Annotated in this window: 18 protein-coding genes and 3 tRNA genes; 16 read left to right on the top strand and 5 right to left on the bottom strand. The window is 54.9% G+C overall.

Translation table 11 applies throughout. From position 1 onward, the window contains the following. The first annotated feature begins 67 nt into the window (after positions 1–67). Positions 68–505: a class I SAM-dependent methyltransferase gene (locus tag MHN28_RS02190; RefSeq protein ID WP_239335462.1), complete on the top strand. Its 438-nt coding sequence runs from the start codon at positions 68–70 to the stop codon at positions 503–505. 166 nt (positions 506–671) lie between these two features. Continuing rightward, entirely contained in the window at positions 672–3,080 is a 2,409-nt protein-coding gene (gene lon, locus MHN28_RS02185; RefSeq protein ID WP_239335461.1) for an endopeptidase La, read from the top strand. A 48-nt stretch (positions 3,081–3,128) separates the two neighbouring features. Here lon and MHN28_RS02180 read toward each other — a convergent pair whose 3' ends face one another. Then, the gene (locus MHN28_RS02180; RefSeq protein WP_239335460.1) at positions 3,129–4,715 is read right to left on the bottom strand and encodes an APC family permease; all 1,587 of its coding nucleotides are present in this window, start codon (positions 4,713–4,715) and stop codon (positions 3,129–3,131) included. 266 nt (positions 4,716–4,981) lie between these two features. Between MHN28_RS02180 and MHN28_RS02175 the strand changes: the two genes are divergently transcribed. Next, a complete protein-coding gene (locus tag MHN28_RS02175) occupies positions 4,982–6,526 on the top strand; it encodes a phage integrase SAM-like domain-containing protein (protein WP_239335459.1) in 1,545 nt (514 codons plus the stop codon). Positions 6,527–6,567: 41 nt separating this feature from the next. Here the strand turns inward: MHN28_RS02175 and MHN28_RS02170 are convergent, their stop codons facing one another. Further along, the gene (locus tag MHN28_RS02170; RefSeq protein ID WP_239335449.1) at positions 6,568–7,185 is read right to left on the bottom strand and encodes a hypothetical protein; all 618 of its coding nucleotides are present in this window, start codon (positions 7,183–7,185) and stop codon (positions 6,568–6,570) included. A 216-nt stretch (positions 7,186–7,401) separates the two neighbouring features. Here MHN28_RS02170 and MHN28_RS02165 point away from each other — a divergent pair, with 216 nt between their 5' ends. The 7 genes from MHN28_RS02165 to MHN28_RS02135 all read left to right on the top strand — a co-directional run bounded on the left by MHN28_RS02165 (position 7,402) and on the right by MHN28_RS02135 (position 13,291). Then, positions 7,402–7,770 (top strand): hypothetical protein, encoded by a 369-nt coding sequence (locus tag MHN28_RS02165; RefSeq protein WP_239335447.1) that lies wholly within the window; start codon positions 7,402–7,404, stop codon positions 7,768–7,770. 190 nt (positions 7,771–7,960) lie between these two features. Next, a complete protein-coding gene (locus MHN28_RS02160) occupies positions 7,961–8,482 on the top strand; it encodes a hypothetical protein (RefSeq protein ID WP_239335445.1) in 522 nt (173 codons plus the stop codon). Between the two features lies 1 nt (position 8,483). Further along, positions 8,484–8,960 (top strand): hypothetical protein, encoded by a 477-nt coding sequence (locus MHN28_RS02155; protein ID WP_239335443.1) that lies wholly within the window; start codon positions 8,484–8,486, stop codon positions 8,958–8,960. Continuing rightward, on the top strand, positions 8,960–9,199 hold the full coding sequence (locus MHN28_RS02150; RefSeq protein ID WP_239335441.1) for a hypothetical protein: 240 nt from the start codon (positions 8,960–8,962) through the stop codon (positions 9,197–9,199). Before MHN28_RS02155 ends, MHN28_RS02150 begins: the two co-directional genes overlap by 1 nt. 413 nt (positions 9,200–9,612) lie before the next feature. Continuing rightward, on the top strand, positions 9,613–10,002 hold the full coding sequence (locus MHN28_RS02145; RefSeq protein ID WP_239335439.1) for a hypothetical protein: 390 nt from the start codon (positions 9,613–9,615) through the stop codon (positions 10,000–10,002). Positions 10,003–10,209: 207 nt separating this feature from the next. Next, positions 10,210–10,368, top strand: a complete 159-nt coding sequence (locus MHN28_RS02140; RefSeq protein WP_239335438.1) for a hypothetical protein — start codon at positions 10,210–10,212, stop codon at positions 10,366–10,368. Between the two features lie 55 nt (positions 10,369–10,423). Continuing rightward, positions 10,424–13,291: a bifunctional DNA primase/polymerase gene (locus MHN28_RS02135; RefSeq protein ID WP_239335436.1), complete on the top strand. Its 2,868-nt coding sequence runs from the start codon at positions 10,424–10,426 to the stop codon at positions 13,289–13,291. Between the two features lie 330 nt (positions 13,292–13,621). Here MHN28_RS02135 and MHN28_RS02130 read toward each other — a convergent pair whose 3' ends face one another. Next, positions 13,622–15,583 carry an ATP-dependent endonuclease gene (locus tag MHN28_RS02130; protein WP_239335434.1) on the bottom strand — a complete coding sequence of 654 codons (1,962 nt, stop codon included), beginning with the start codon at positions 15,581–15,583 and terminating at the stop codon, positions 13,622–13,624. Between the two features lie 270 nt (positions 15,584–15,853). Between MHN28_RS02130 and MHN28_RS02125 the strand changes: the two genes are divergently transcribed. The 3 genes from MHN28_RS02125 to MHN28_RS02115 all read left to right on the top strand — a co-directional run bounded on the left by MHN28_RS02125 (position 15,854) and on the right by MHN28_RS02115 (position 20,216). Continuing rightward, the gene (locus tag MHN28_RS02125; RefSeq protein WP_239335432.1) at positions 15,854–16,519 is read left to right on the top strand and encodes a recombinase family protein; all 666 of its coding nucleotides are present in this window, start codon (positions 15,854–15,856) and stop codon (positions 16,517–16,519) included. Between the two features lie 573 nt (positions 16,520–17,092). Further along, positions 17,093–20,056 carry a phage tail length tape measure family protein gene (locus MHN28_RS02120; RefSeq protein WP_239335430.1) on the top strand — a complete coding sequence of 988 codons (2,964 nt, stop codon included), beginning with the start codon at positions 17,093–17,095 and terminating at the stop codon, positions 20,054–20,056. 13 nt (positions 20,057–20,069) lie between these two features. Continuing rightward, positions 20,070–20,216, top strand: a complete 147-nt coding sequence (locus MHN28_RS02115; RefSeq protein ID WP_239335428.1) for a hypothetical protein — start codon at positions 20,070–20,072, stop codon at positions 20,214–20,216. A gap of 154 nt (positions 20,217–20,370) precedes the next feature. On the opposite strand, the gene MHN28_RS02110 is transcribed toward MHN28_RS02115, so the two are convergent. Continuing rightward, positions 20,371–20,445: transfer RNA gene (locus MHN28_RS02110), tRNA-Val, on the bottom strand. 212 nt (positions 20,446–20,657) lie between these two features. On the opposite strand from MHN28_RS02110, the gene MHN28_RS02105 reads away from it, so the two are divergent. The 3 genes from MHN28_RS02105 (at position 20,658) to uvrA (ending at position 23,891) form a co-directional block, all read left to right on the top strand. Next, positions 20,658–20,734 (top strand) — tRNA-Asp (locus MHN28_RS02105). A 46-nt stretch (positions 20,735–20,780) separates the two neighbouring features. After that, a tRNA-Asp gene (locus MHN28_RS02100) sits at positions 20,781–20,857 on the top strand. Between the two features lie 175 nt (positions 20,858–21,032). Further along, positions 21,033–23,891: an excinuclease ABC subunit UvrA gene (gene uvrA, locus MHN28_RS02095; RefSeq protein WP_239335426.1), complete on the top strand. Its 2,859-nt coding sequence runs from the start codon at positions 21,033–21,035 to the stop codon at positions 23,889–23,891. A 44-nt stretch (positions 23,892–23,935) separates the two neighbouring features. On the opposite strand, the gene mmsB is transcribed toward uvrA, so the two are convergent. Next, positions 23,936–24,808: a 3-hydroxyisobutyrate dehydrogenase gene (mmsB, locus tag MHN28_RS02090; protein WP_239335424.1), complete on the bottom strand. Its 873-nt coding sequence runs from the start codon at positions 24,806–24,808 to the stop codon at positions 23,936–23,938. Position 24,809 lies beyond the last annotated feature (1 nt).

Raw genomic sequence — 24,809 nt, 5'->3', positions numbered from 1 at the left:
TCGAGAGACGGCTCTTCCTTCGGTTTCCATGTGGCTGGAGTAGTTCCCCAAGGGTCATGTAACAGGGTTGGACGTTTCCGATTTCTCGTGGTTCGAAGACGCGCGGTTTGATTTCGTTCAATGCGATATGGACAAGCGCGAGAACATCCAAGAGGCCGCCGCAAAACTGGAGCCTGGTTTCGACATTATTCTGGATGACGCCTCTCATGCTTCGCATCACCAGCAGTTTGGTCTGTTGGAAATGTGGCCTTTGCTCAAGCCGGGCGGGATGTACATCATCGAAGATCTGCATTGGCAGCCGCGCACCTACGAGCCAAAGGTCTTTACCAAAACCGGTGATCTTTTTCAGCTTTTTCAGCACCGCCGTACGTTCGAGCATTCGGATGCCGAGATGGAGCGTGACCTGAACGAATTGGTCCCTGAAATCGGGTTTGCATATGTCTTTCCCAACGGGTTTCGCAAACGTGGCGCGCAAAAAGTGCTTGTTCTGCAAAAGGAATACTGAGAGGGCGACATACGCTTTGACCTGATGTGATGATTGTTTGTGCACCGCGGGCATGACTGCTTGAAAACCGGAACAATCTGCACCACTTTGTAACTCTAATGGAGCCTTCCGAAGCTGCCGCAAAGCGGGGCGAGTTGAAGGCTTGCCAAAACAATAAGGATAGAGCATGCAAGAGCCCCTGAACTCCTCATACCCAGTGCTGCCGCTGCGCGATATCGTGGTTTTCCCGCATATGATCGTGCCGCTGTTCGTCGGTCGGGAAAAATCCGTCCGTGCGCTGGAAGAAGTGATGCAGGACGACAAGCAGATTCTGTTGTCCAGTCAGATCGACCCGAGTGACGATGACCCCACCATTGATGGCATCTATCGGTCGGGCGTGCTGGCCAATGTATTGCAATTGCTGAAACTGCCGGACGGCACCGTGAAGGTGCTGGTCGAAGGCCAGGCCCGAGTGCAGATTACGGAATTCCTTGAAAACGAAGAATTCTTTGAGGCCCGCGCCGAGTATTTGACTGAAATTCCGGGTGACGTAACCACAACCGAAGCACTGCAGCGCACGGTTGCGGATGAGTTCGAGCGTTACGCGAAAGTGCGTAAGAACATTCCCGAAGAAGCGCTGACCGCCGTTGGCGAAACTGCCGAACCCGCCAAACTGGCCGACCTCGTGTCGGGTCACTTGGGTATCGAGGTTGAGCAAAAACAGGAACTACTGGAAACCCTTTCCGTCAGCGAACGGCTTGAGAAAGTCTATGGCCTGATGCAGGGCGAAATGTCGGTTCTGCAGGTCGAGAAAAAGATCAAGACCCGCGTCAAAACCCAGATGGAGAAGACGCAGCGCGAGTACTATCTGAATGAGCAAATGAAGGCCATTCAGAAGGAGCTTGGCGATGGTGAGGACGGCAGCAACGAAGTCGCCGAGCTGGAAGCCAAGATCGAAGAGACCAAGCTTTCGAAGGAAGCGCGTGAAAAGGCCGAAGGCGAGCTGAAAAAGCTGCGCAACATGAGCCCGATGTCGGCTGAGGCCACCGTCGTACGCAACTATCTCGATTGGATTCTGGCCTTGCCGTGGGGTACCAAATCCCGCGTCAAAAAGGATCTGGGTCGCGCGCAGGAAATTCTGGACGACGATCACTATGGTCTTGAAAAGGTCAAGGAACGGATCGTTGAATATCTGGCGGTGCAGCAGCGTTCGAAAAAGCTGAAAGGCCCGATCCTGTGCCTTGTTGGCCCTCCGGGTGTTGGTAAGACGAGCTTGGGTAAATCGGTTGCTAAAGCCACGGGGCGCGAGTTCATTCGCATCTCGCTGGGTGGCGTGCGCGATGAATCCGAGATTCGCGGCCACCGTCGGACCTATATCGGTTCGATGCCCGGTAAAATCATCCAGGCGCTGAAAAAGGCGAAAACCACGAACCCGCTCATCCTGCTCGACGAGATCGACAAGATGGGTCAGGACTTCCGTGGCGATCCGGCTTCGGCGATGCTTGAGGTGTTGGATCCCGAACAAAACAACACGTTCATGGACCACTACCTTGAGGTCGAATATGACCTGTCCAACGTGATGTTCCTGACCACGTCGAACAGCTACAACATGCCTGGGCCTCTGCTGGACCGGATGGAGATCATCCCTCTGGCCGGTTACACCGAAGAGGAAAAGAGCGAGATCGCCAAGCAGCATCTGATCAGCAAGCAGGTCAAGAACCATGGTCTGAAGGGCAAAGAATTCGAGCTGACCGATGAGGCGCTGCAAAAGATGATCCGCACCTACACCCGTGAGGCGGGCGTGCGGAATCTTGAACGTGAAATCGCCAAAGTGGCTCGGAAATCGCTGACCAAGATCATCAAGAAAGAGGCGGATTCCGTTACGGTGACGCCGGACAATCTCGATGATTTCCTGGGTGTCCCGAAGTTCCGTTATGGTCTGGCCGAACAGGACGATCAGGTCGGTGTTGTTACCGGCCTGGCGTGGACCTCCGTTGGTGGTGACCTGCTGCATATCGAGGCGCTGAAACTGCCGGGTAAAGGTCGGATGAAGACCACTGGTAAGCTGGGCGATGTGATGAAGGAATCCATCGACGCGGCGTCGTCTTATGTGCGTTCAATTTCGCCTCAGATCGGGGTGAAGCCGCCCAAGTTCGACTCGCTGGACATCCACGTCCACGTGCCGGATGGCGCAACGCCCAAGGACGGCCCAAGTGCTGGTCTGGCGATGGTGACTTCGATCGTGTCCGTGCTGACCGGAATTCCGGTGCGCAAGGATATCGCCATGACGGGTGAGGTATCGCTGCGGGGTAATGCAATGCCGATTGGTGGCTTGAAAGAGAAACTGCTGGCGGCCCTGCGTGGTGGCATCAAGACGGTTCTGATCCCGGAAGAGAACGAAAAGGATCTGGCCGAGATCCCGGATAACGTGAAGGAAGGCCTGAAGATCATTCCGGTCAAGCACGTGTCTGAAGTTCTTAAAGAAGCGCTGGTGCGTGAGCCTGAAGCCATCGAGTGGGATGAAGCTGCCGAAGAGGCCGCTGCGGCCGCTGCCAAGGCTGCTGAAAGCTCAGGCCCTGCGGCCACGACGCACTGATCCGTACAACCAAACAAAAGGCGGGGATCTCCCCGCCTTTTTTTGTTTTCAGAACCCTATGACGGGCTTTTTCGGGTCCAGAACCTCTTCCTCTTCGATGTACGTGCGAAACTTCTTTGGAGACAGGGCTGAACGGACCGCTAGGCCGAAAATGACCGCTGAAAATAGAACGCACAGAACTATGTCCCATCCGAACGGGATTTGCTTTTGTGCACCTTCTCCGAACTGACCCAGAAACGAGATCAAACCGATCCCGATGAAAAAGGGGACCAGCCACAAGGCCTCGGTCACGTCCATTTCGTCCAATCGGCCGTGGAACCGGGCCAGCAGAAGAACAAACCCAACGATCAGAGCAATGCCGAGCCGCCAGACGGTGTCCCATCCGCTCCAGTAGACGATGAGCGTCGCGACAGCGAAGGCTGTGATGGCTACGACTTTGACGAAAGGGATGCGGATTGATCTTGGATGGTCTGGCATCAGCTGGCGCAGGCACACAACGGCGATTGGTCCGACGGCAAACGACAATACGATGGCCGCGCCGTTCAGCGCGATGACAGTGGTGAACGGAACGGTGAGCAGGAATAAAATCCCGATCAGAAAGTTCAGAGACAGAGCCCACAAAGGAACGCCGAACGAGGACAGCATCTGCAGGCGTTTTGGCAGGAACCCGTTTTGTGACAGCGCCAATGCAATTCGCGCATTGGAACCGGTGGACACCAAGCCGTTTCCGAACGGTCCAATGACCGAACCGACGTTCAGAATACTCAGGAACCAGACGATTCCCACCGACATGATGACCCCGTCCAACGGGCCCTGGCCGCCGAAATTCAGGCTTGCCCAGCCGCTTTTTAGCATCGCCGGGTCAAGTGCTCCGATAAATGCAATCTGCAGACCGATATAGATGGCTGCGCAGAGAATAATGGACAGGACCAGCGCCGCCGGAATCGCGATCTTCGGATTTTTAACCTCACCGGCCATGTCGACGACGTGGCGAAAGCCAATGAAAGAAAAGATCACACCGCCGGTCGAAACAGCGGCCATAATGCCTTGCAGCCCGTAGGGTGCGAAGCCACCGGGACTTGAGAAATTTGCGGTGTCAAATCGACTCGCGATCAACAGTCCGGAAAGTACTATAGGGATGGCGATCTTGGCCCAGGTCAGTGTGGCGTTGACTCGCGTGAAGAACTTTACGCCCAAGGCGTTGATGACAACGAACAACAGCATGAAGAACAGGGCAACAGTGATCCCAGCGCCGGTCAGGTCGCCCGTGTCAGCCGCGTGTAGCCATGGCGCGTAGGGCGCGAGGTATTTCAGCATGGCTTCGACTTCGATCGGGGCGGTTGTGTTGTACCCAATCCAGGCGGTCCATCCCATTGCCATTGAAACGATATTGCCATGCGAAAACTGCGGGACGCGCGCGATTCCTCCGGGGATGGGCAGCATGGCGGATATCTCGGCAAATGTAATGGCAAGGATGAACATGGCCGTCGCGCCGATGATCCACGAGAGGATCGCCGCTGGCCCTGCATGCTGAACGGCCAAAAGGGGACCGAATAACCAACCAGACCCGATGATTCCGCCGACCGAAATGAATGTCAGGCCGACAAGGCCAATATCCCGCTTCAATTTGGCCATATGATACCCCGCCCACCAGCGCCGGTGTGATCACACGGCATATGCAGGAACGATACGCAGTTGAAATGCAAGCTGGCAAGCCCAGCAGTTTCAAACCGTTAGGGGCCGTTGATTCTCAAAAGAGGAATGGTGGGTGATAAGAGATTTGAAAATATGACTTCTGTCGCGAAGCCCTTTATTTATTGACTTTAAGGTGTTTCGGCTTGCGTTGAGGTCTAAAAGTGTCCCACATGAGGGAGCATAGTGTCCCACATGGAGGCTGTTTGATGCCCAAGAAGAACGCCATTCCTTACCTCAAAGTCTCAGCTAAAACGGGGCTTTGCAAGTACATCCGGCGGGTGCCAGAAGACCTGCAGCAGGCGGTGGGCAGAAAGGTCTGGGAAAAGCGGCTTGGGTCCGACTATACCGAGGCCGTTCGTAAGTGCATTAAGCTTACAGACGAGCATGACAAGCTGATTGAAGCTCTATCAGACCCGGAAGCCGCAAACGCGCAAATCAAGCGGAATGAAGAGGAAGCATTTGCTAAGGCGCTGGACTTGAGGCTAGCCCTTGCGTCGGGTCCTGCTCCAAATTTCAGTGATCCCGAGATGATATCGAAGGAGCGCTGGCGCAACGCGGAAACGGTTATGCAGTCAGCGGCGAAAGAGAGTCCCCCGCGTGAGCGGGAGATGCTGGCAGGCTTTATGGCGTATGCCTTCGATGATCATAGCTATATCGAAGCTCAGCCTATCGAGGATCCGGTGGCATTGACTTTGGTGCGCCACATGCGCCCCCAACGCCCAACCGATACTACTGGCGCAATGATGTTCGATGCGCTCAAGGGCATGGTCGCCGCTCGGCTGCGTCAGCTTCAAAGGCTGGCACCGAGCAATTCTGAAAACACCCTTATGAAACTATTGGAGCGCTACAAGGGGTTGGAATCCTTGTCCGACAACACAGAGCGCGCATATCGGAACGGGATTCAGAGGTTCATTGATCGGGAAGGGGACTTAGATGCCCGCGACATTACCTCTAGAATGCTCAAAGATCACCGGGACCACCTTATTGCGTCTGGCCTTGAGCCAACGTCGATACGGACTCTCTTCGCCGGGATCGGTTCGGTCCTTTCCTATGCGCAAGATGAAGAAGTGATAGACGCCAATCCCGCTCTTGGCCTTAAGTTCCCGCGCGATAAGAAGTCGATAGAAGATCGTAAGCAGATACCGTTTAAGCCTGATGATGTGGCGAAAATCTGGGCAGCAGCGCAGAAACGTTTTGCACCCGATGGCAAGTCCCGGTTGAGCAAGGATCGCCGTCGAGCATACCTAATGTGTGTCAAAACATTGATCTTGACGGGTATGCGTCCCCATGAATTCTTCCGATTGCGGGATGGGGATGTTTCCGATGTAAACAAGATTGACGCCTATCAGGATGAATGGCGGGGGATCGGTATAAACATTTGCTTTAGCAAGAGTGGCAATCGCCTAATCCCGCTGCCAGATGGGCTTTCAGACCTTCCAGCGTTCATAAATGAGGGCGGGTTGGCCTGTGTTCGTGACGCGGAGGGTAAACTGATCAAAGATGTTGTGAAGAATTTCTCGGAGAAGCAGTTTGACCCGATCCTAACGGAACTGAAACTTAAGCGTCCCCGTGTGTCCCTGTATTCGACACGCGGCACGTTCAATATGGCAATGAAGCGTCAGGGCGTCTCCAAAGGAATACGGCAGCAGATCATTGGGCATAAGCCGGATGGGAAGATGATGCGTCACTACACAGACCCGGAAACTATGGATTCAATGGCTGACGCCATGAATATAGTGTCGTTCTGGTAGAAGCGTTAGTGGGGTAGGGTGCCCGCGTTAGCGGGATACCTCTAGTGCTGCCGTTGAATGCGTTGGTCCAACTCGTTAAATTGGGCTTCGTTTGCCATCACGTACTGAAGATCAAATACGTTGTGCTTAGCGGTCATCATTTCATCTTGTGAAGGTTTGTCGTTAGACACAGTTTGCGATTGGTCTCGCGCGTAGTCGAATAGGCTGTTTACATAAGCTTGAAGCCGCACAACTTCATAAAGCGAACCTGTGTCGTTAAGGGGAGACTCATTGTCCTGAAAACGCACTCTTTGAACTTGGTACCATGATACCAGCTCAAAAGTCCTTGCTGCTGCATCGTCATCAATGTGTTCAATAACCTGCTTTAGTGTTTGAATGGACTCTGATTGCGGTCCTTCTGGTCTGTCGTCAATTTGCCCTGTAAGAAACTTTCCAACCCGCTGCGCGTATTCGGTGACTTCGGCCAGCGCATCCGGCATTCTCGCTCGCGCTGCTAAGTTCTTACGTTTTAATTGGTTTCTATGCCGTTTTCTTTCGCTGCTGGCTTGCCAGAGCATGACGGCAATCGTCAGGAGTGCAGCGACAAGCGCGGTTAATGCCCCGATCAGGGTCTGCCAGTCTTTTGCTAATAAGTAAATTTCACACCAAGAGTAGTTCATAATTGCCTTGTGTTCAGGGGGGTGGACTTCAGAAGGACGCGGGCAGTCGAGGCGCTTGTTTCAAAGTTCTCGGTTGTGTTCCAGTGACTAATGGGGGCTCTCATTCCGAGAGTTTGATCGTGTGGTGATTATGCCAAAAGGTCCGCGTTAGCCTTGAGCTAGGAACTCCATAAATCAACATAAAAAACAATTGACTAAGGATTGAGGTTAATCTAAATGATCCATACGTTCAAGAACAAAAGGAAAACAAAAGTGAACGAATTCGAGCATAATGGACGTCCATCCATCAAGCAGCAGGCTGAAATTCTAAAGCTGATTAGTCTGGCGGTTACCTTCACCACGCTGACTTCTGGTTTTATTGCGTACTCTCTAAAGTGGTGGGGCACGAATTCTGCCGTTGGCAGTGCCGCGTTGTCGCCAGTCTTGGTGTTTCTATCTGTTTGGTCGATTAAAATCGCGTTTCTTGCCGTGAAGGGGGAGGCACCTTTTTTGACTGCTTTTACCGCAAAGCTAATAGCTACCGGCGTTGTAGTTCTCGGAGTTGCTAGTTTGGCGGGGGCACTCTTGGGTTATGTCACGGCGTAGTTCTCGAACCTGTTGAAAACAAGGTTATCCCCATTTTGATAAGTAGTCTAAGGGCCCGCTAACGCGGGCCTTTTCTTTTGCCGAAGTCCGAATCATTGACCCGTTTTTGTCGATTTCTTGACTCGACACCCGCGATATGAGAGAAAAAGTCAATCCATAGATTTAACTTTCCCGAAAATGAAGGTAAGAAATGCCGATTACGGTATCACAGAAAGACTATGCGCGGGCGGTTGGTTGCTGTGCGGATACTGTATGCCGCCGCCTGCGTTCCGTTCCCTACGCGGGCGGCGCGCGGAGCCGCCGCTACTATGTTGCCGCAGTGCTACCGACGCTTACCGCGCGTGAGCGCGGCAATGGAGCTATCCAGCGTCTGTTCGATATCGCCACCTCGGATGGCACCTTGTTCGTTGGCGACGAGGTTATCCCTGTATGTCGTGCGTTTGAGGACTGGCTTGATACTGAACAGAAAGAGCGGCTGACTGAATGCCGGGTCAACTTCACTGCCGCACTATTTGAAGCCACGTCCAGCAGCGAAATCTGGCAGTTCGTGGACGCACTTCATCTAAAGCTCTGCCTTCACCCCAGTATCTGTCGTTTTGTCGTTACTGGGGACGATACTGAACTTCCTGACATTGATGCGTCGTTCGCGTTTGCGTTCAGCCTTTGCAATGCCCGTCACTTCGAAAATCTAACCAACAAGGAGGCCGCATAACTTGAGCGACCAGTATGAAAATTTCCGCAACCTCGTTGCATCCGGTGGGGACTTGACCCGCGCCCGTTGGGAAGCAGTGTCAGACAAGATTATCGGCGATGCGGAGCGTCACTTTGGGGTGCAGCTCTCGCGCGAAGATATTGTAGCGATGCCTAGCGCACGCATTGCGACGTTGACGGATGAGCCGCTTAGCCCGCTTTACATGGATGAAATTCAGCAGCTTGAAGGCGTGAAGGAACAGGTTCGTCAAAAGGAGCTGCGCGAAGCGCTGGAGCAGGGCGACGAAGATTCCCATGCAGAGTTGTCGCGCCTTACGCCTGAAAAGCGCCTGACCCGTGCCCGTGAACTCGGGATGATCGACAAGCGTCAGCAGTCCGCTCCGACTAGTGTCGCCGACGAAGCAACGCTGTTGCGCCGTCTAATGACGCTGAATCCTGCTGAGCGTATCGCAAAGGCGCGGGCGTGGGGGCTAATGTGATGAATGAACTTGAGAACGCGCTCCGCGAAGCGAATGAGCCGCTGGAAAAGCTGTTCGTGAAGGTCGGTGCCAACTACTATTGCCACCTGACGGGCGAAACGATTTCCGCTGCTGCATATTGCAGTCTCAGGCAGCGCCTGACCCTGTCGCTGTCGGCTGAAGAGCAAATCCGGCTGCGCCGACGCAACAAGCTACACGCTATCGCAGCAGCCGCAGACGCTAGCGCTGGCGCGCGATGAGCCTCTTTGAACTAAACGTATTGGGAAGCGAATACCCCCAAGCGGATAAGGCGGCAAAAGCGCGAATTAGGAACCGACAGGACCGTTGGAAACGCGCATTTGAAATGAGGGCTGAATGGCCTCCTGAGCGTTTCGCAGAGGAGGAGGTGCGTCTTGAAAAAGAGATCGAAAACTGGCCTTACCGCAAAGCAGCGTGAAGCTCGGGACCGATATTTGCGGCGCTGCCAGCTATGGCACGCCGAACGCCTAAGCTTCCCTGACGATGAAGCATTTTTTGCCGCATGGCCTGAAATAGCTGCCCGAGTGGCAGAGACGTTAGCGCGCGAATACCCGAGCCTGCGCGCTAATGCCAGCCCCAGCAATGGTTGCCACATTGCTGGGGCGCACTAACACTCCAACAAGAAAGAAAAGAAATGAGTATCGAGCTAACCCCCGTCGAGAAGTCGCGTCTGTATTTGGCGCAGGTAGATGCTTTGAAGATCAGCGATGACCCGCAGACCATTCGCCATAGAATGCTTGAACGCCGAGCATGGCTGTCTACGCATCTCGATCCGCAGGACTATGCTGACGCGCTCCTTCTGGCTGAGGCCATCGATACCAAGCTGGTCGAAATGGGGCACGGGCGTAGTTTTGCACTGTCTCTGCGCGAGGTGCGAGACGCGGCGGAGACCGACCTTACGGAATGCGTCTGGGCACTGGAATTGTTGGGCGCTTACGAGGTCCGCCCCGGCGTTTACGGCAACACTGATTCGCTTCCGGTTGTCGAAATCGGCAACCTCGGGAACTGGCGAACGCTAGTCTAACTGACCGCTGATCTGGGAAACTTCACTTGAAGTAGATGGATCAGCCAAAATGCTGCGACTTGAAGTCAAACTTCAATGTGAAAAGTTCACTACAAGTAGTTAAAATACTGATATTGCTAAATAATTTGATCTGAAACCGTCGCTCTGCTAATCAGTCTGGTGTCGGCGGATCAGCTCCGCACGACCTCAATCAGAAGGAGATTATGGGTGTACGAAATTGAGCAGAAATTGGTGCAGGTGACGGATGCAATTCGGGCGGCTGGGCTGCGCCCGCTGACGCGGGGCAACGCAGAAGATTTGGCGCGGTTGGACGACGAACTCACGAACCTGTTGGAACAAGCAGCGGACGTGTCAACGGCACAGTGAAACGGTTGTGGCGCGCGTTAGCGCGCTCTGCCCAACAACAAAATAGGAGACGAGCATGAGCAGGCCTGAGGCCAATATGGAAGAAGACAACCCGTTTGCATTGGCGGGTGCAGATATCCCCGACCCGGATGCCGTAGATGATTGTGACGGTGGTAATGTTGTTAGGATGCCTGTGAAGACGGGTCCGCACGACCGTCTTCCCGCCAAGCGTTTTTTCGGCAGTCCACCCCTAAAGAGTTTGTATCACACCGAACGGGCTGAGGCCGCGCGTCAGCGCGCAAGGAATGAAGTGCCGGACGAATTTGCGGAAGCCAGTCAAACGCTGTTCGACGCCGGGTTGAAGCGATCCAATCCCGACTATGCGGATGTAGCAGACCACAATGCAATGACGCTTGCTTATGCGCTTCGCTACCAGATGTGTGGGCTGCACGTAGTCGATAGCCATGCAATTGACCCGGCTACCGGGGAAGGAACGGGTAAGCAGGCAGGAACGACCACGGCGAAGACCCCGCGCGGGGCGGCGTGGCAGGATCGCGCAAGCAATAATCGTGAAGAAATTGTCGAGTTCTGGACGGGCGACGGTGAATATCCGCCGAACAAGGAGGGGGAGGTTTTCCCCTATGCGCGGGTAAACGCTCCGAGAAATGTATCGATCACCTTCCCGGAGGGGTGTGGCCTCTTTGTGCTCGACATTGACGGCGAAGAGGGCAAGGCCGCTCTGGCTGCGCTTGAGGCTGAACACGGCGTTTTGCCCCGCACCGCGAAGAGTGTCAGCGGTTCCGGTGGCTGGCATTTCATCTTCAAGGGTAGGCCTGCGATTTACAATACGGCGTCAGCGATTGCTACCGGCGTTGATATTCGCGGAGAGGGCGGGCAGATCATCGCCGCGCCGTCAGTTCACAAGAGCGGCAATTTCTACCAGTGGGAAGTGACGCCGTGGGATTGCATCGCAGACGCACCGGAATGGCTCGAAAAACTGGCGTTCAATGCGACCAAGTCACGTCAGGATAAACCGAAGCGGGAGTCTTCCAATAAGTCTAAGTCTGGGCGGCGCTCTGGGGCTGACAAGACTCGCGTCAGCGAGACTGTTGGGTTTGACAATATCCTCTCTGAAATTGGCGACCATGAAGGTGGTGGCGGATTTGACTCGCCTATCTACCGCGCAGCCTGTTCGTGGTTCGCCACTCATGGGCCTGATGTGGATTCTTCCGAGTTGTTTGACGCCCTGCGTGATCGGATCGAGAGCGCATATCGCGATCCTGAACGCGACCGTTCCAAGTATGACACCGATGAATACCTTGATCGGCGGATTGAGCAGGCAAGTGAGTTCATCAGCAATCAAGAAATTGCTGACGCGAGGGGACAGGGACAGGGTGAGTTTGCTGATCCTTCATGCATCGTAACTGCCAATCCGCTGGATAGCCTCTATGATGAACGGCTGGTGGATAACCTTGGGTACTTGCGCCGCCCGGAAGACGCACCCAACCTCTACAAGGAAATGGGTGTTGCGCCATCTAAGCCGGGACCGGAAGCCGCAGATCGCGCCTACGCTCGCATGGTTGGCGTCGTACGCAGGCAGATCACGGAGTCGATGCGCAAGCGTTTCTCGTACGTTGTGACGCCCGATGGAGCAAAGGCTGCGATCCGTACGGCGAAGGGCGCACCGCCTGTATTCTATAGTGAAGCGGCCCTTGATCGACTTTTTCGCAATCGCGAAGTCAATTATGTCAACGAAGAGGGCAAGCTTAAGAAACTGCAGCCTCACGTTCTTTTTGTCTATGACCGCGAGCGGGATACGTTCGATGGAACGTGCTTCGAACCGACCGCGTCAGCCGCCCCGGCTCATAAGTTCAATATCTGGACGGGGTTTGCTGTTGAACCTGTAAAGGGCGATTGGTCACTGCTCAGGAACCATGTTCGCGATGTGCTGTGCGAAGGTGACGACGATCTGTTTCACTGGTTTATGACTTGGATCGCATCGCCGTTTGCCCGTCCTGGCGTCAAGGTGCCTTCATCGGTAGCAATCCGGGGTGAGCAGGGTACAGGTAAGAGTAAGCTATTTGATTGGCTGCGTGACGGAATGGGGTGCGCTGCTCTTAAGGTTTCTCAGGGGAAGCACCTGACCGGGAGTTTTAACGCGCACCTAGACGGCAAGTTGCTTCTGGTGTGTGAAGAGGCATTCTGGGCTGGCGACAGGGCCGCAGCGGGCGTGATCAAGGACTTGATTACTGCTGACGAACTTACCGTTGAAGCCAAGTTCGAGGATGCTGTGACCCGTCCAAACCGGCTTGCGGTTGCATTCATCTCCAACAATGACTGGATTATTCCGACGGATGGCAAGGACGCTCGACGGTTTCTTGTTCTCGAAGCCAGCAACGCTCACAAGGAAGACGCCGCGTATTTTAAGGCTATCGACAAGCAAATGCGCGAAGGCGGGCTTGAGGCAATGGTCTATGATTTGGTGAACTGGGACCCCGCAAAGATTGGCGGGTGGGACGTATTGCGTAGACCGCCGAAGACCGATGGCCTGCGTCAGCAGGCGCGCATGGGGCTCAATGGTCCAATGGCTGAACTGATCGGCATTATCGAAGAAGGCATTTTGTCTGGAAAGACCGCAGATGGCGATGCGTTCTACTATGACCTGAGCGATGACAAACCCACGCGTGTCGCACGGTCTCACGTCAACGCGGTTTTGGGCATTAAGAAGGGGCGCGGAAACGAGACGGTAGCAGGTCGCGCGGCGCTGGAAGAACTGATTGGTGATGAGGCCAATCACCGGAACAAGGACGTGATCCACTATCGCGGTGAAATGTCGGACGGGTCGCGAGTGGCGAAGCAGACCGACTCGCGAGTCCTCTATGTCGAGTTCCCGCCGCTAGACGAACTTAGGGTGGAACTGGCTGAATTTGGTGAAGACCGCTAACGCGGTCTGACCCTATTGCGGGCGGTTAACGGGGTCACAAATGGTACACCTCAAACTACTGCAATAAAAGGAAAAATCTTCTTCTGACCCCTTTACCCTATTTGCCCTATTTCCCCGAAGTTAGGCGAATTGAGACAGCGGCGGGTGAGGTTGATGATGATTCCTCTTCACCAATCTCTTTTAAATGAGGTCAAATGGGGTAATTGGGTCGAAATACCAAAAATCACAGTAAATCAACAGCTTGAACTGACCCAATTTGGTCAGTTCAATAGTATTAATTGGGGGTCAACCCGCCGCGATGCTCGAAGCCGCGTTAGCGGCCTCTTACTATCACTCGTAGTTTGAGATACGTTTGAACGCCAATTCGAAGCGGTCTAGCGTCCCCGTTACCGCCGCACTCCGACCATCAAGAAGCTGTGGGTTTTGGAGCAAGAACAACGCAGGATCATAGTGGCTAAACATTGGGATGCTATCGGGCAGCGTTCTAAAGTAAGCTTCTGCCTTCTTCACCATTCGATTGGTATTTGTATCCGCATCATTCAGTTTCTTGACAGTAAGCTTGTCCTTTCCTTCAAGGCTGTATGTTGCGTTCACAAGTTCGACAAAGAACTCAGGTGTGAAGAAATCCTCAATATCGGCTTCGTCTTGATCCGCGATTTCGGTCGCTAGGATTACTCGTTCTTCTTCCAGCAGTTCCGCTTTGTGCAGGTTTTCTAGTTTGCGTTTTTGGCCCCGATCAAAATCTGTCAGAATGACCATATTCAGCCCATTCCCATGAAACAGGCGGACAAACGGCAAAACCTTGTCAATCCCGCCAGCAGGGCAAACTGCCCATTTGGGATGTAAGTGAGTACGTTCCGCCACCTTCAACTTACTTGACACGGCTTGAAGATACAGAATGTCACTTGGACCTTCGACAAGTAGAGTATCAGGCTTGATGACAAGCCCTTGTGTGACCTCGTATCCCATCGCGCCCAATAACGGGAAGTTCGTCTGCGGGTCTGTTGTCATAACGTCGGAACGGACCTTAGTACCTTCGGACACTTTTCGCCCGCGTTGATCCTCTGACACCACGTCTTCGACAGTGCGAACGCAGGCAAGGTTATCGGCAGGGACCATGAAGGGGGAGTGCGTGGAATAGATAACTTGGTGTTTAGGTTCCAATTGCTCTTCAAAGTATCGAAGTAGGTCCTTTTGAGCCGTGCCGTGGAGCGTCAAGCCGGGTTCATCTAGCAAGATGATTACGTTTCCCTGCTGTTTCTTGATCTGAGCGAACTTTACCAAAAACGAAAAGAACCAAACGAAGCCAGCGGACCTTTCAGAAAAGGGAACACTGACTCGATGGATGCTGTTTCTAACTCTCGCACGTGCAATCGGACCAGAATTGAATGGTGGTTCGTCTTCCGACAGGCCCATGTCCAATTCGACTTCGATGCTTAGCTGATCATTTTGAGTCCAGTAGTCAAAGATTTGATCCGTTATTCGATTGGCGGCCCCTTCGCACTTGGCATTCAGTTCCTCGAAACGCGTTGCGGAATGCAGCTCTTCCAAAGTCGTTCCCGCATATTCAAGGAAGTCCAAGAACACTTGGTCACCTTCTTCCACATTGTCCTGCTGCTGATCTTGCTTCAACTTGTTGATAGCAAGTGCGCCAGCCATCCGATCATAGTGAGAGAAATACAAAAACCTTGGTGTCAGAGGATTCAGAATATCAATTGCCTTCAAAATGGCTGAATTGTCGCGATACTTTTGAATGGCCTGAAGCATTTCGCTCTGAGCTTCGGTCGGTTCCTCTAGCTCTTCGAGAAGACCAGCCGCTTGAACAGTAGTTGCAGCATCTGAAATCGGTGCAGCTTCGTCTTTAGATAAGTCGAACCGACCAATCAGTCGTTGTAGAACTGCTTTCTGGTCTATGGGAACTACCCAATTCGAACCGTCTTGCTCATAACCTTTGCTGATTTGAACAGTGCTGCCAGTAAGCGCGCCTTCGCCAAGCTCATCGCACACAGCCTTCTTGTCTGAATCTTCAAGTTCCCAGCTTGTTTCAATTACAACAGCATTCCCACTAGGATGGCGTTCGTCATATTCCGCTAGGAAGCGGCGCGGGTATGACTCAGTTTTTCCATACTGCTTGTAGTTTCTATCGACGGAACGAAGCCCCTCCAAAGCCTTAAGAAACGCGGTTTTCCCGGCCTCATTCTTTCCGACTAAGCAAGTCGTATCTCCGATTTCGACGGGGTTGGAATCTAGTACGCTGCGAAAATTCTTTACGTGTGCGGTGACAAGTTTCATCGTAATGCTCGACTCTTCTTAAAGGCGATTTCATCCGCAGCATATGGTATTCGACCGCTACGCGCCATCACTATATAGCGTTGTTTGAATGGTTGAATCGACACTCCAGCCGCCTTCGACAGGCCATTCTGCAACCAATGGGTTCGGCTTGATTGATAGAGTGTTAATAAGCGCGAAAGCTTCTATAAGCTATTGAAAAGACTCGCGAATCATGCCCTAGGCACGATATAAAAAGCTCAACCAACGTGGACGATTTTTATGAGGCCCGACTTGAGCAAGAAATACGTGGTTTATCGACGAGTGAGTACAGCTCAGCAGGGCAAATCCGGGCTGGGTCTGGAAGCTCAGGATCGGGACATCACCCTGTTTCTAGACAACTACTCAGACGTACCGTTTGAGATTTTAGGCACCTTCACAGACGTTCACAGCGGCAAATTTGCTGACCGTCCAGAGCTAGAAAAAGCGCTGGAAATGGCCCGGAAACACAGGGCGGAACTGCTTGTCAGCAAGCTGGACCGGCTCAGTCGCGATGTGGAATTCATCGCGAAAACCCTTAAAGATAAGGACCTTACGCTGCGCGTTGCGTCTATGCCTTCTGCTGACAAGTTCCAGCTTCATATCTATGCGGCGTTGGCAGAACAAGAACGTGACTTCATCAGCCTTCGCACTAAGCAGGCGTTGGCCGCAGCGAAGGAAAGAGGCGTCAAATTGGGTGGTATGCGGGATGCCACCATGAAGCGCAACGAAGCGGCGAAACAGGCGGCTGACGCCGCCGCTCAGCGTGTTGCATCCATCATCATTCCCATGCGGAAAGCCAATGCTTCACTACAGGCTATCGCCGATGCCCTGAACGCTGCCAACGTCCCGACACCACGTGCCCGCAAGTGGGCTGCAATGAGTGTTAGCAACGCCCTGAAACGGCTTGATGCAGCCTGATCCAATTAACATGACATAGCGACGCGTCCGGGTCGGTACAGGCCGCGTTAGCGGCTTGAAAATCAACGCTTTTCCTTTGACTCTTGTGAGCGAATCGAGGTAAAATAAGTTAGTAAAAACAATGGGATGGGACCCACGACGGGAGATGCCCATCCGAAGGAAGGCGCGCCAGTCGCTAACTGCATAGCCAGTGTAAACCTCCGAAAAATAGTTGTTAATTACTCCGGGTTACCATCAGTTCTCATTTGCCCCGTTTCGGTTGCATTTTGAACTTCACGGTTATCATTTAGCGCTCTGGATGTTGCACGAATAGGGGACCCAACGGCAACCGGAACCCCTTTGTTTGATTCACAAACCGGCCTCAATAAATTCTCAAAAATCTCAAATTTAGTTCACATGTTAAGATGACCCGCTCGGCGGCGGGTTTTTCGGGCATCTGTGATATACTGAACTTGCTTAGCGGGGGTCTTACCCCCCGGCATTTTTGCCGTCCCCTTGGCGGGTGTTTCGGGCGTATGGGGCCGCGAAACACCCGCCTGCTTTTTCCCATACAAAAAGGATGCAACGCCAATAATGGCTGAAACTCACGAACTCCGTCTCAAGATCAATGCAGGTGCAGCCAAGAGCGGCGCACGCGAATTCACCGCCGCCGTGAACGCAGTCAAGCAAGCGGTTCGCGATCTCGACCGCGATGCCAGCGGGGCATTTACGAAGCTCAAGAACGCTTCCCCCAAGGTCGATGTTTCCGGCCTCAAGGCCGCGACCCGCGAGGCAAACAACACGGCAAAGGCGACCAATACCGCAGAGCGCGCCGCCGAACGCATGGCTGAACAGATGAAGCGCACCGCCTTGTCTTCTGCGGCGTCGCTGCGTGTCAGTCAAAATGAAACTCAGCGGTTGACGGAACGCTTTGCGGCTTTGGGCGAAACGGACTCAATCGACCGGTTGAACCGGGAATTGATGCAGCTAAAGACCAATCTGACCGCCAGTCAGTCAGCCTTGGATGTTCGTACCGCACGCAGCAGCTTCGCAGACACCTCGGCAGAGTTGAAGCGGCTTGCGAATGATCTGGAAGCAGAGGCGCGGGCGCATCGGCAAGCCGCTGACGCGGCCCACTCCCATTCAGAACGTCTCGAAAATCTGGCTCAGAAGTACGACCCGATCCGTGCGAACTCGATGCGCTACGCCGCCAGCCTTCAGGAAATTGAGACGCTAGAAAAGGCGGGAGTCCTGTCTTCCGCGACCGCCGCGCAGGCGCGAGAACGGGCTTCGCAGGCATTGTTGTCCGCGTCAGCGGCGAATACTGCCTTCGCGGATTCATCCCGCCATGCAGGCCTAGCAGCGCAGCAGATGGGCTATCAGATCAATGACGTTTTCACGATGGCTGCGCTTGGTGCCAGCCCGATGCAGGTAGTTGCGTCTCAGCTCTTTCAGGTCACGCAGGCCATGGAAATGGCAGGCGGCAAGGCGCAGGCCCTGAACTCGGTCCGCACGGCGCTGCTCAGCCTGCTGAATCCTACGACTCTCGTGGTCGCAGGCATTCTGGGCGTGACTGCTGCCGCCGTGTCTTGGGGCGCGTCAGCGATACAGGCTGCGGAAGAAACCAAGTCTTTCGAAGACCGTCTAAACGACCTCTCGGCGGCGGTAACGGCGTATAAGCAACACGCCGACATTGCATCCCAGACCACCAGCGAACTAACCGCCAAGTTTGGCGCATTCGGCGCGCAGGCCGGGACCGCTAGTGCCGCTCTTGCTACTATTGGGCGACTGGATGCTATCCGCTCCGCCGACTCCGCAGTATCCGCCCTGACTGAGCGCTTTGGTGGGTTGTCCCGCACGTCGCTCGTCTCTACCCGTGGCGGCATCATCAAGGAAATCGACGATACGTTCTACAATCTGCGTGACACGCTGGCGTTGACCGATGTGCAGGCGGCAACTGTGGTCAAGTCGCTCGAGGGTCTCGCAACCGCAGACACCATGCAGGCCAAGGTGGACGCCGCCAACGCGCTCAACGCGTCCTTCGTGCAGGTCTTTGGATCGGTCGAAGCGATCCCCGATGAATTGTTGAATGTCCAGCGGGAGGCGCTTCTGGTGGCCTTGGAAGTCGCCGAAATCGGGAAGGAAATCGACAAGGCGGCTGATAAGATTTCCCGGATGCATGAAGGGTATGCTCGGTCTCGGTTGGAAGCTGAGAAGGCCATGCAGACGGCACAGGAAATGCTTACTGGCCTGCGTCAGCAGGCCGAGATGAACCGGCTGATTGCCACCTATGGCCGTGACTCTGTTCAGGTGGCAGAGGCTCGCATTCGAGCTGAACGCGCTGCATTCGCCGAAACCACTAAGGCGCTGAATGTCTCCGAGTCTATGAAGACTGAACTCATGGATGCTTGGGAAGCCGCCAATGGCGTGGCATCGTCCAACATGACGGGAACGATTTCAAGCGCGTCGCGGGCTGCGGCTGATTTGGCTCGAAACCTCGGAATCGCTCTTGAGACCGCTGTATCGCTAGGCAACGCTCAATCTTCCAAGCAGTACGGCGGGCGCGGTCAGGACCCGCGCATGTTCGGCGATGGCGGGCGGCTGTCCGGTTCGAATTATCAGGCGGACCAGAACTACACTTCCGTAAACGATCTGATTGACCAGCTTACCAAGTCCAGCGGCGGGGGGCGCAGTTCGGCCCTGTCCGAAGAGCAGCGGGCAATCGAAAATTTGAACAAGAGTTTGAAGGATCGGCTGACGAGTTTGCAGGCTGAGAAGATGGAACTTGAACTGGTGGCGTCGGGACAGTTCCAGACCGTCGAAGCCGCTCGACTGATGGCTGAAGCGCAGGCCGTCATGGGGTCTTCAGTGGACCAGACCACTGAAGCACTCATCCGCCAGATCGACGCCGCGCAGAAGTCAGCAATCGAAATGGAGAGCGCTGCTAACGCCGGTGCTGCCGGATGGCTCAATGCGGTGCCCAGCTACAAGGAAGCTGGCGACAAGATTCAGGCCGACGTTTTGGACAGCCTCAGCAATGAAATCGCGAACTTCGCCAAGACGGGCAAGTTCAACTTCGAAAGCCTTGCTGATTCAATTCTGTCCACGATGACTCGGCTTGCGGCGGAACTTGCGGTGAAGGAAATCTTCAGTGGTCTGCTCGGGGGCGGTGGTGGGGCTGGTGGGTTCTTCGGCACGCTCATTAGTTCCTTCTTCGCCGCAGAAGGTGGCCTGACTAGCAGTCCGGTGTCAGTGAATGCCGGTCCCGCCGTTTCGCCGACCGTATTTCGGCACGCGCCGCAATATGCGGAGGGCACCGCAAACACGTCTGGCATCCCTGCGATCCTGCACCCCAACGAAGCCGTTATTCCGCTGTCCAAGGGGCGAAAGATTCCGGTCGAAATGCCGAACGGCGGGGCAGGTGGCGGGTCTCCGACCGTCCAGAATTTCACGTGGCACGTTCAGGCTACGGATGCAGACAGCTTCCGTCGCAGTCAGAAGCAGATTGCAGCAGATGCCGCTCGTGCAGGACGAATGGCGTCCGCACAGAACGACTAATCAAGGAATTCCAATGTCAACTTACGTACCGCAGACCGCACCGCCGCATCCGCTCGGATTGCACCGCCCCAAGTTTGAAGAAATCCGCAAGCAGCGCGGGTTGGACGAAAGGGGCTTTCCGGTAAAGCGCGAACCTGAGTCGAAAGAGGAGGACGAGTAGGGCGAATCTGGCACCCGCTGACGCGGGAAACCGTCCAATCTGTGCGTGCTGAATGTGGTTAAAGTGTCCCACAAGGAGCGCCCTAGTGTCCCACATGAAAGATTAGCTTAATTGCTAAAATGTTTAAAATCAATTAGTTGCAAGGTTGATTGAGTGGTGGGTGATAAGAGATTTGAACTCCTGACATCTTCGATGTGAACGAAGCGCTCTACCACTGAGCTAATCACCCGTAGACGGTGCTGTTACAGTGAATTGGGTTGCTTGGCAATACGGCCCGCCGTGAAATCCATCCCGGCCTTAAAAAAGCGGGTTTTCTGACTGTGACGGCAGGCGGCTATTTCGGAAAAAATCATGTTCTTCAAAAAAACTTCAAAACGCCGCTTGACGATGTCCGGGCGTAGCCATAATACACCCCAACGTTCAGCAACGAACGGACAGCGGGCGGTTGTAGCTCAGTTGGTTAGAGTACCGGCCTGTCACGCCGGGGGTCGCGGGTTCGAGCCCCGTCAACCGCGCCACTGCTGTCAGCCTGGATCCGGGCTAAGGGATCACGAAAATAGATGCGCGGTTGTAGCTCAGTTGGTTAGAGTACCGGCCTGTCACGCCGGGGGTCGCGGGTTCGAGCCCCGTCAACCGCGCCATTTTCTCCAAAGTCAGCATTATCTTAGTAGCTCTTTTCGCGCCCCGGCGCGCAAATTACGTTGCGACTTTGTCGAATAGGCGAACAAATGACAGTTCTTGCTTTGTTCTAATATTTTTGTTGGAGACTCAGCGTTGTTCACCTATTTCTAAGACACTTGTGTGTTGGGGGCCAAAATGGCTGAGCTGAAGAATATCGAAGTGCGCGGCGCGCGCGAACATAACCTCAAAGGGATCGACGTCGACATCCCGCGCGATCAGCTTGTGGTGATCACCGGGCTATCAGGGTCCGGCAAGTCTTCTTTGGCGTTCGATACGATCTACGCCGAGGGCCAGCGCCGCTACGTGGAAAGCCTGTCGGCCTATGCGCGCCAGTTTCTGGACATGATGGAGAAGCCGGATGTGGACCACATCAGCGGCCTGTCCCCGGCCATTTCGATTGAACAGAAAACCACGTCCAAGAACCCACGTTCGACCGTTGGAACGGTCACCGAGATTTATGACTACCTTCGCCTGTTGTTTGCCCGCGCCGGAACGCCGTACAGTCCGGCCACCGGCCTTCCGATCGAGGCTCAGCAGGTTCAGGACATGGTCGACCGCATCATGACGATGGAGGAGGGGACGCGCGGCTACCTGCTTGCTCCAATCGTGCGGGACCGCAAGGGTGAGTACAAAAAGGAATTTCTGGAACTGCGCAAGCAGGGCTTTCAGCGTGTGAAAGTCGATGGCGAGTTCTACGAACTGGACGAACCACCCGCGCTCGACAAGAAGTTCCGTCATGACATCGATGTTGTCGTGGATCGGCTTGTCGTACGCGAGGGTATGGAAACGCGGCTGGCGGACAGCCTTCGTACAGCGCTGGACCTGGCTGATGGCATTGCCATTCTGGAAACTGCGCCGCGCGAGGGTGATCCGGAACGGATCACATTCAGCGAAAACTTTGCATGCCCGGTCAGTGGCTTCACGATTCCCGAGATCGAACCGCGTTTGTTCTCGTTCAACGCGCCGTTCGGAGCGTGTCCGGCCTGCGACGGTCTTGGCGTCGAGCTGTTTTTTGACGAGCGGCTTGTGGTGCCGGATCAGACACTGAAGCTGTATGACGGGGCGTTGGCACCCTGGCGCAAGGGAAAGTCGCCGTACTTCCTGCAAACCATTGAAGCGATTGCGCGCCATTACGAATTCGACAAGAACACGCCCTGGAAAGACCTGCCGCCGAAGGTACAGCAGGTTTTCCTGCGCGGGTCGGGCGACGAGGAAATCCAGTTCCGCTATGACGAAGGCGGGCGGGTCTATCAGGTCACGCGCAGCTTTGAGGGCGTGATTCCGAACATGGAGCGCCGCTATCGCGAAACCGACAGTGCGTGGATCCGGGAGGAGTTCGAGCGGTATCAGAACAACCGGCCATGCGGGACGTGCGAGGGTTATCGCCTGCGCCCTGAGGCTCTGGCAGTCAAGATCGCGGGCCTGCATGTTGGTCAGGTGGTTCAGATGTCCATCCGCGAGGCTTTGGCCTGGATCGACGACGCTCCTAACCACCTGAGCGTTCAGAAGAACGAAATCGCCCGTGCCATTCTCAAGGAAATTCGTGAACGCCTTGGGTTCCTGAATAATGTGGGTTTGGAATACCTTACGTTGTCAAGATCAAGTGGAACCCTTTCGGGCGGTGAAAGCCAGCGTATCCGTCTGGCCAGCCAGATCGGGTCGGGTCTGACCGGGGTGCTGTACGTTCTGGACGAGCCGTCGATCGGCCTCCACCAGCGGGATAACGATCGTCTGCTTGGGACGCTGAAGAACCTGCGCGATCAGGGCAACACGGTGATTGTCGTAGAACACGACGAAGAGGCGATCCGCGAAGCCGATTACGTGTTTGATATTGGCCCGGGCGCTGGTGTGCATGGCGGCCAGGTGGTCAGCAAAGGTACGCCTGATCAGATTGCTGCAGATGCGGCCTCGATGACTGGTCAGTATCTGGCGGGCACCCGCGAAATCTCGGTCCCGGCGGACCGGCGCAAAGGCAACAAAAAGAAGGTCACGGTCGTCAAAGCGACCGGGAACAACCTGAAAAACGTGACTGCCGAGTTCCCGCTAGGGAAGTTTGTCTGCGTTACAGGGGTTTCCGGTGGTGGGAAGTCTACCCTGACGATTGAGACCCTTTTCAAGACTGCTTCGATGCGGCTGAACGGTGCGCGTCAGACGCCAGCGCCCTGTGAAACCATCAAGGGGCTGGAGCATCTAGACAAGGTCATTGACATCGACCAGCGCCCGATTGGGCGGACTCCGCGTTCGAACCCAGCGACTTACACCGGGGCCTTCACCCCGATCCGGGACTGGTTCGCCGGTCTGCCCGAGGCCAAGGCGCGGGGCTACAAACCCGGACGGTTCAGCTTTAACGTCAAGGGTGGCCGATGCGAAGCGTGCCAGGGTGACGGTGTCATCAAGATCGAGATGCATTTCCTACCGGATGTCTATGTGACCTGCGAAACCTGTAAAGGCGCGCGCTACAATCGCGAGACCCTTGAGATCAAGTTCAAGGGTAAGTCCATCGCAGATGTCCTTGATATGACTGTGGAAGATGCGCAGGAGTTCTTCAAAGCGGTACCTTCGATCCGGGACAAGATGGATGCGCTGGCGCGTGTTGGTCTTGGCTATATAAAAGTTGGCCAGCAGGCTACGACGCTGTCCGGAGGCGAAGCGCAGCGGGTGAAACTGTCCAAGGAGCTGTCCAAACGATCAACCGGGCGAACTCTGTACATTCTGGACGAACCTACGACCGGTCTTCATTTCGAGGACGTCCGTAAGCTGTTGGAAGTTTTGCATGAACTGGTTGATCAGGGGAACACGGTCGTCGTGATCGAACACAATCTGGATGTCGTCAAAACCGCCGACCACATCATCGATATCGGCCCGGAAGGGGGCGATGGTGGTGGCCAGATCGTGGCAACTGGAACGCCCGAGGATGTGGCGGAGGTCGAACGCAGCCACACCGGTCGGTATCTGAAACAAATGTTGGATGGTGCCCGCGTCGCTGCAGAGTAGGGGCTGGTGATCAGCCCCTATTCCGAAGAACCGTCAAGAGTGGCTCACCCACGGCCGCGTTTTTCAAACCTTGGGAGCATCGCCGAAAAGTCCTTGCCCAGGCCGTTTTCGGATTCGACAAATTGCTCATACAGCGCGGTTGCGGCTTTGCCCATTGGCGTGTCCGCGTCTGAGCTTTCTGCAGCTTGCTGACTCAGGCGCAGATCCTTAAGCATCAACTCAGCGGCAAAGCCGGGCTGATAGTCGTTGTCCGCGGGGCTTGCGGGGCCAACTCCAGGGGCAGGGCAATAGGCGTTCATGGTCCAGCTATAGCCCGAAGATGTGCTGACCACGTCGAACATCTTTTGCCGGTCCAGTCCTAGCTTGTCGGCCAGAGCAAAGGCTTCGCAGGTCGCGATCATGGTAACGCCGAGGATCATGTTGTTGCAGATCTTGGCGGCCTGACCGGCCCCGGAATCACCGCAATGAACGGCTTTTTGTCCCATGATGTCGAAGAGCGGGACGGCTTTCTCAAAAGCGGCGTCACTGCCACCGGCCATGAAGGTCAGCGAACCTGCTGCCGCGCCACCGATGCCTCCCGACACCGGGGCGTCGACGGCCAGAACATCGGCGTCTTTGGCCTGTTCCGCGACAGCCCGGGCGCTGTCAACATCGACGGTTGAGCAATCAACCCAAACTGCACCTGAGGTCATAGCGGGAACGATCTCATCTGCCACCGCTCGCAGGATTTGGCCGTTCGGCAGCATGGTGACGACGATGTCAGCCCCCGTTGCGGCCTCGGCGCCAGAGCCAGCCATCGAGACACCGGGAACACTGACATCTGCCATGTCAAAGCCCACGACATTGTGCCCGGCCTTTGCAAGGTTGGCCGCCATCGGATTACCCATGTTTCCAAGGCCGATAAACCCGATTTTCATT

The organism is Ruegeria sp. Ofav3-42 (genome assembly GCF_022347725.1).
GTDB lineage: Bacteria > Pseudomonadota > Alphaproteobacteria > Rhodobacterales > Rhodobacteraceae > Ruegeria.
The sequence above is the reverse complement of the archived record's forward strand: the minus strand, read 5'-3'. Positions and strand labels throughout refer to the sequence as shown.

Excerpts from the sequence above, each read along its gene's own strand:
- lon (WP_239335461.1), top strand. The coding sequence starts at position 672 with ATGCAAGAGCCCCTGAACTCCTCATACCCAGTGCTGCCGCTGCGCGAT.
- MHN28_RS02180 (WP_239335460.1), bottom strand. The coding sequence starts at position 4,715 with ATGGCCAAATTGAAGCGGGATATTGGCCTTGTCGGCCTGACATTCATT.
- MHN28_RS02175 (WP_239335459.1), top strand. The coding sequence starts at position 4,982 with ATGCCCAAGAAGAACGCCATTCCTTACCTCAAAGTCTCAGCTAAAACG.
- MHN28_RS02170 (WP_239335449.1), bottom strand. The coding sequence starts at position 7,185 with ATGAACTACTCTTGGTGTGAAATTTACTTATTAGCAAAAGACTGGCAG.
- MHN28_RS02165 (WP_239335447.1), top strand. The coding sequence starts at position 7,402 with ATGATCCATACGTTCAAGAACAAAAGGAAAACAAAAGTGAACGAATTC.
- MHN28_RS02160 (WP_239335445.1), top strand. The coding sequence starts at position 7,961 with ATGCCGATTACGGTATCACAGAAAGACTATGCGCGGGCGGTTGGTTGC.
- MHN28_RS02150 (WP_239335441.1), top strand. The coding sequence starts at position 8,960 with ATGAATGAACTTGAGAACGCGCTCCGCGAAGCGAATGAGCCGCTGGAA.
- MHN28_RS02145 (WP_239335439.1), top strand. The coding sequence starts at position 9,613 with ATGAGTATCGAGCTAACCCCCGTCGAGAAGTCGCGTCTGTATTTGGCG.
- MHN28_RS02135 (WP_239335436.1), top strand. The coding sequence starts at position 10,424 with ATGAGCAGGCCTGAGGCCAATATGGAAGAAGACAACCCGTTTGCATTG.
- MHN28_RS02130 (WP_239335434.1), bottom strand. The coding sequence starts at position 15,583 with ATGAAACTTGTCACCGCACACGTAAAGAATTTTCGCAGCGTACTAGAT.
- MHN28_RS02120 (WP_239335430.1), top strand. The coding sequence starts at position 17,093 with ATGGCTGAAACTCACGAACTCCGTCTCAAGATCAATGCAGGTGCAGCC.
- MHN28_RS02115 (WP_239335428.1), top strand. The coding sequence starts at position 20,070 with ATGTCAACTTACGTACCGCAGACCGCACCGCCGCATCCGCTCGGATTG.
- uvrA (WP_239335426.1), top strand. The coding sequence starts at position 21,033 with ATGGCTGAGCTGAAGAATATCGAAGTGCGCGGCGCGCGCGAACATAAC.
- mmsB (WP_239335424.1), bottom strand. The coding sequence starts at position 24,808 with ATGAAAATCGGGTTTATCGGCCTTGGAAACATGGGTAATCCGATGGCG.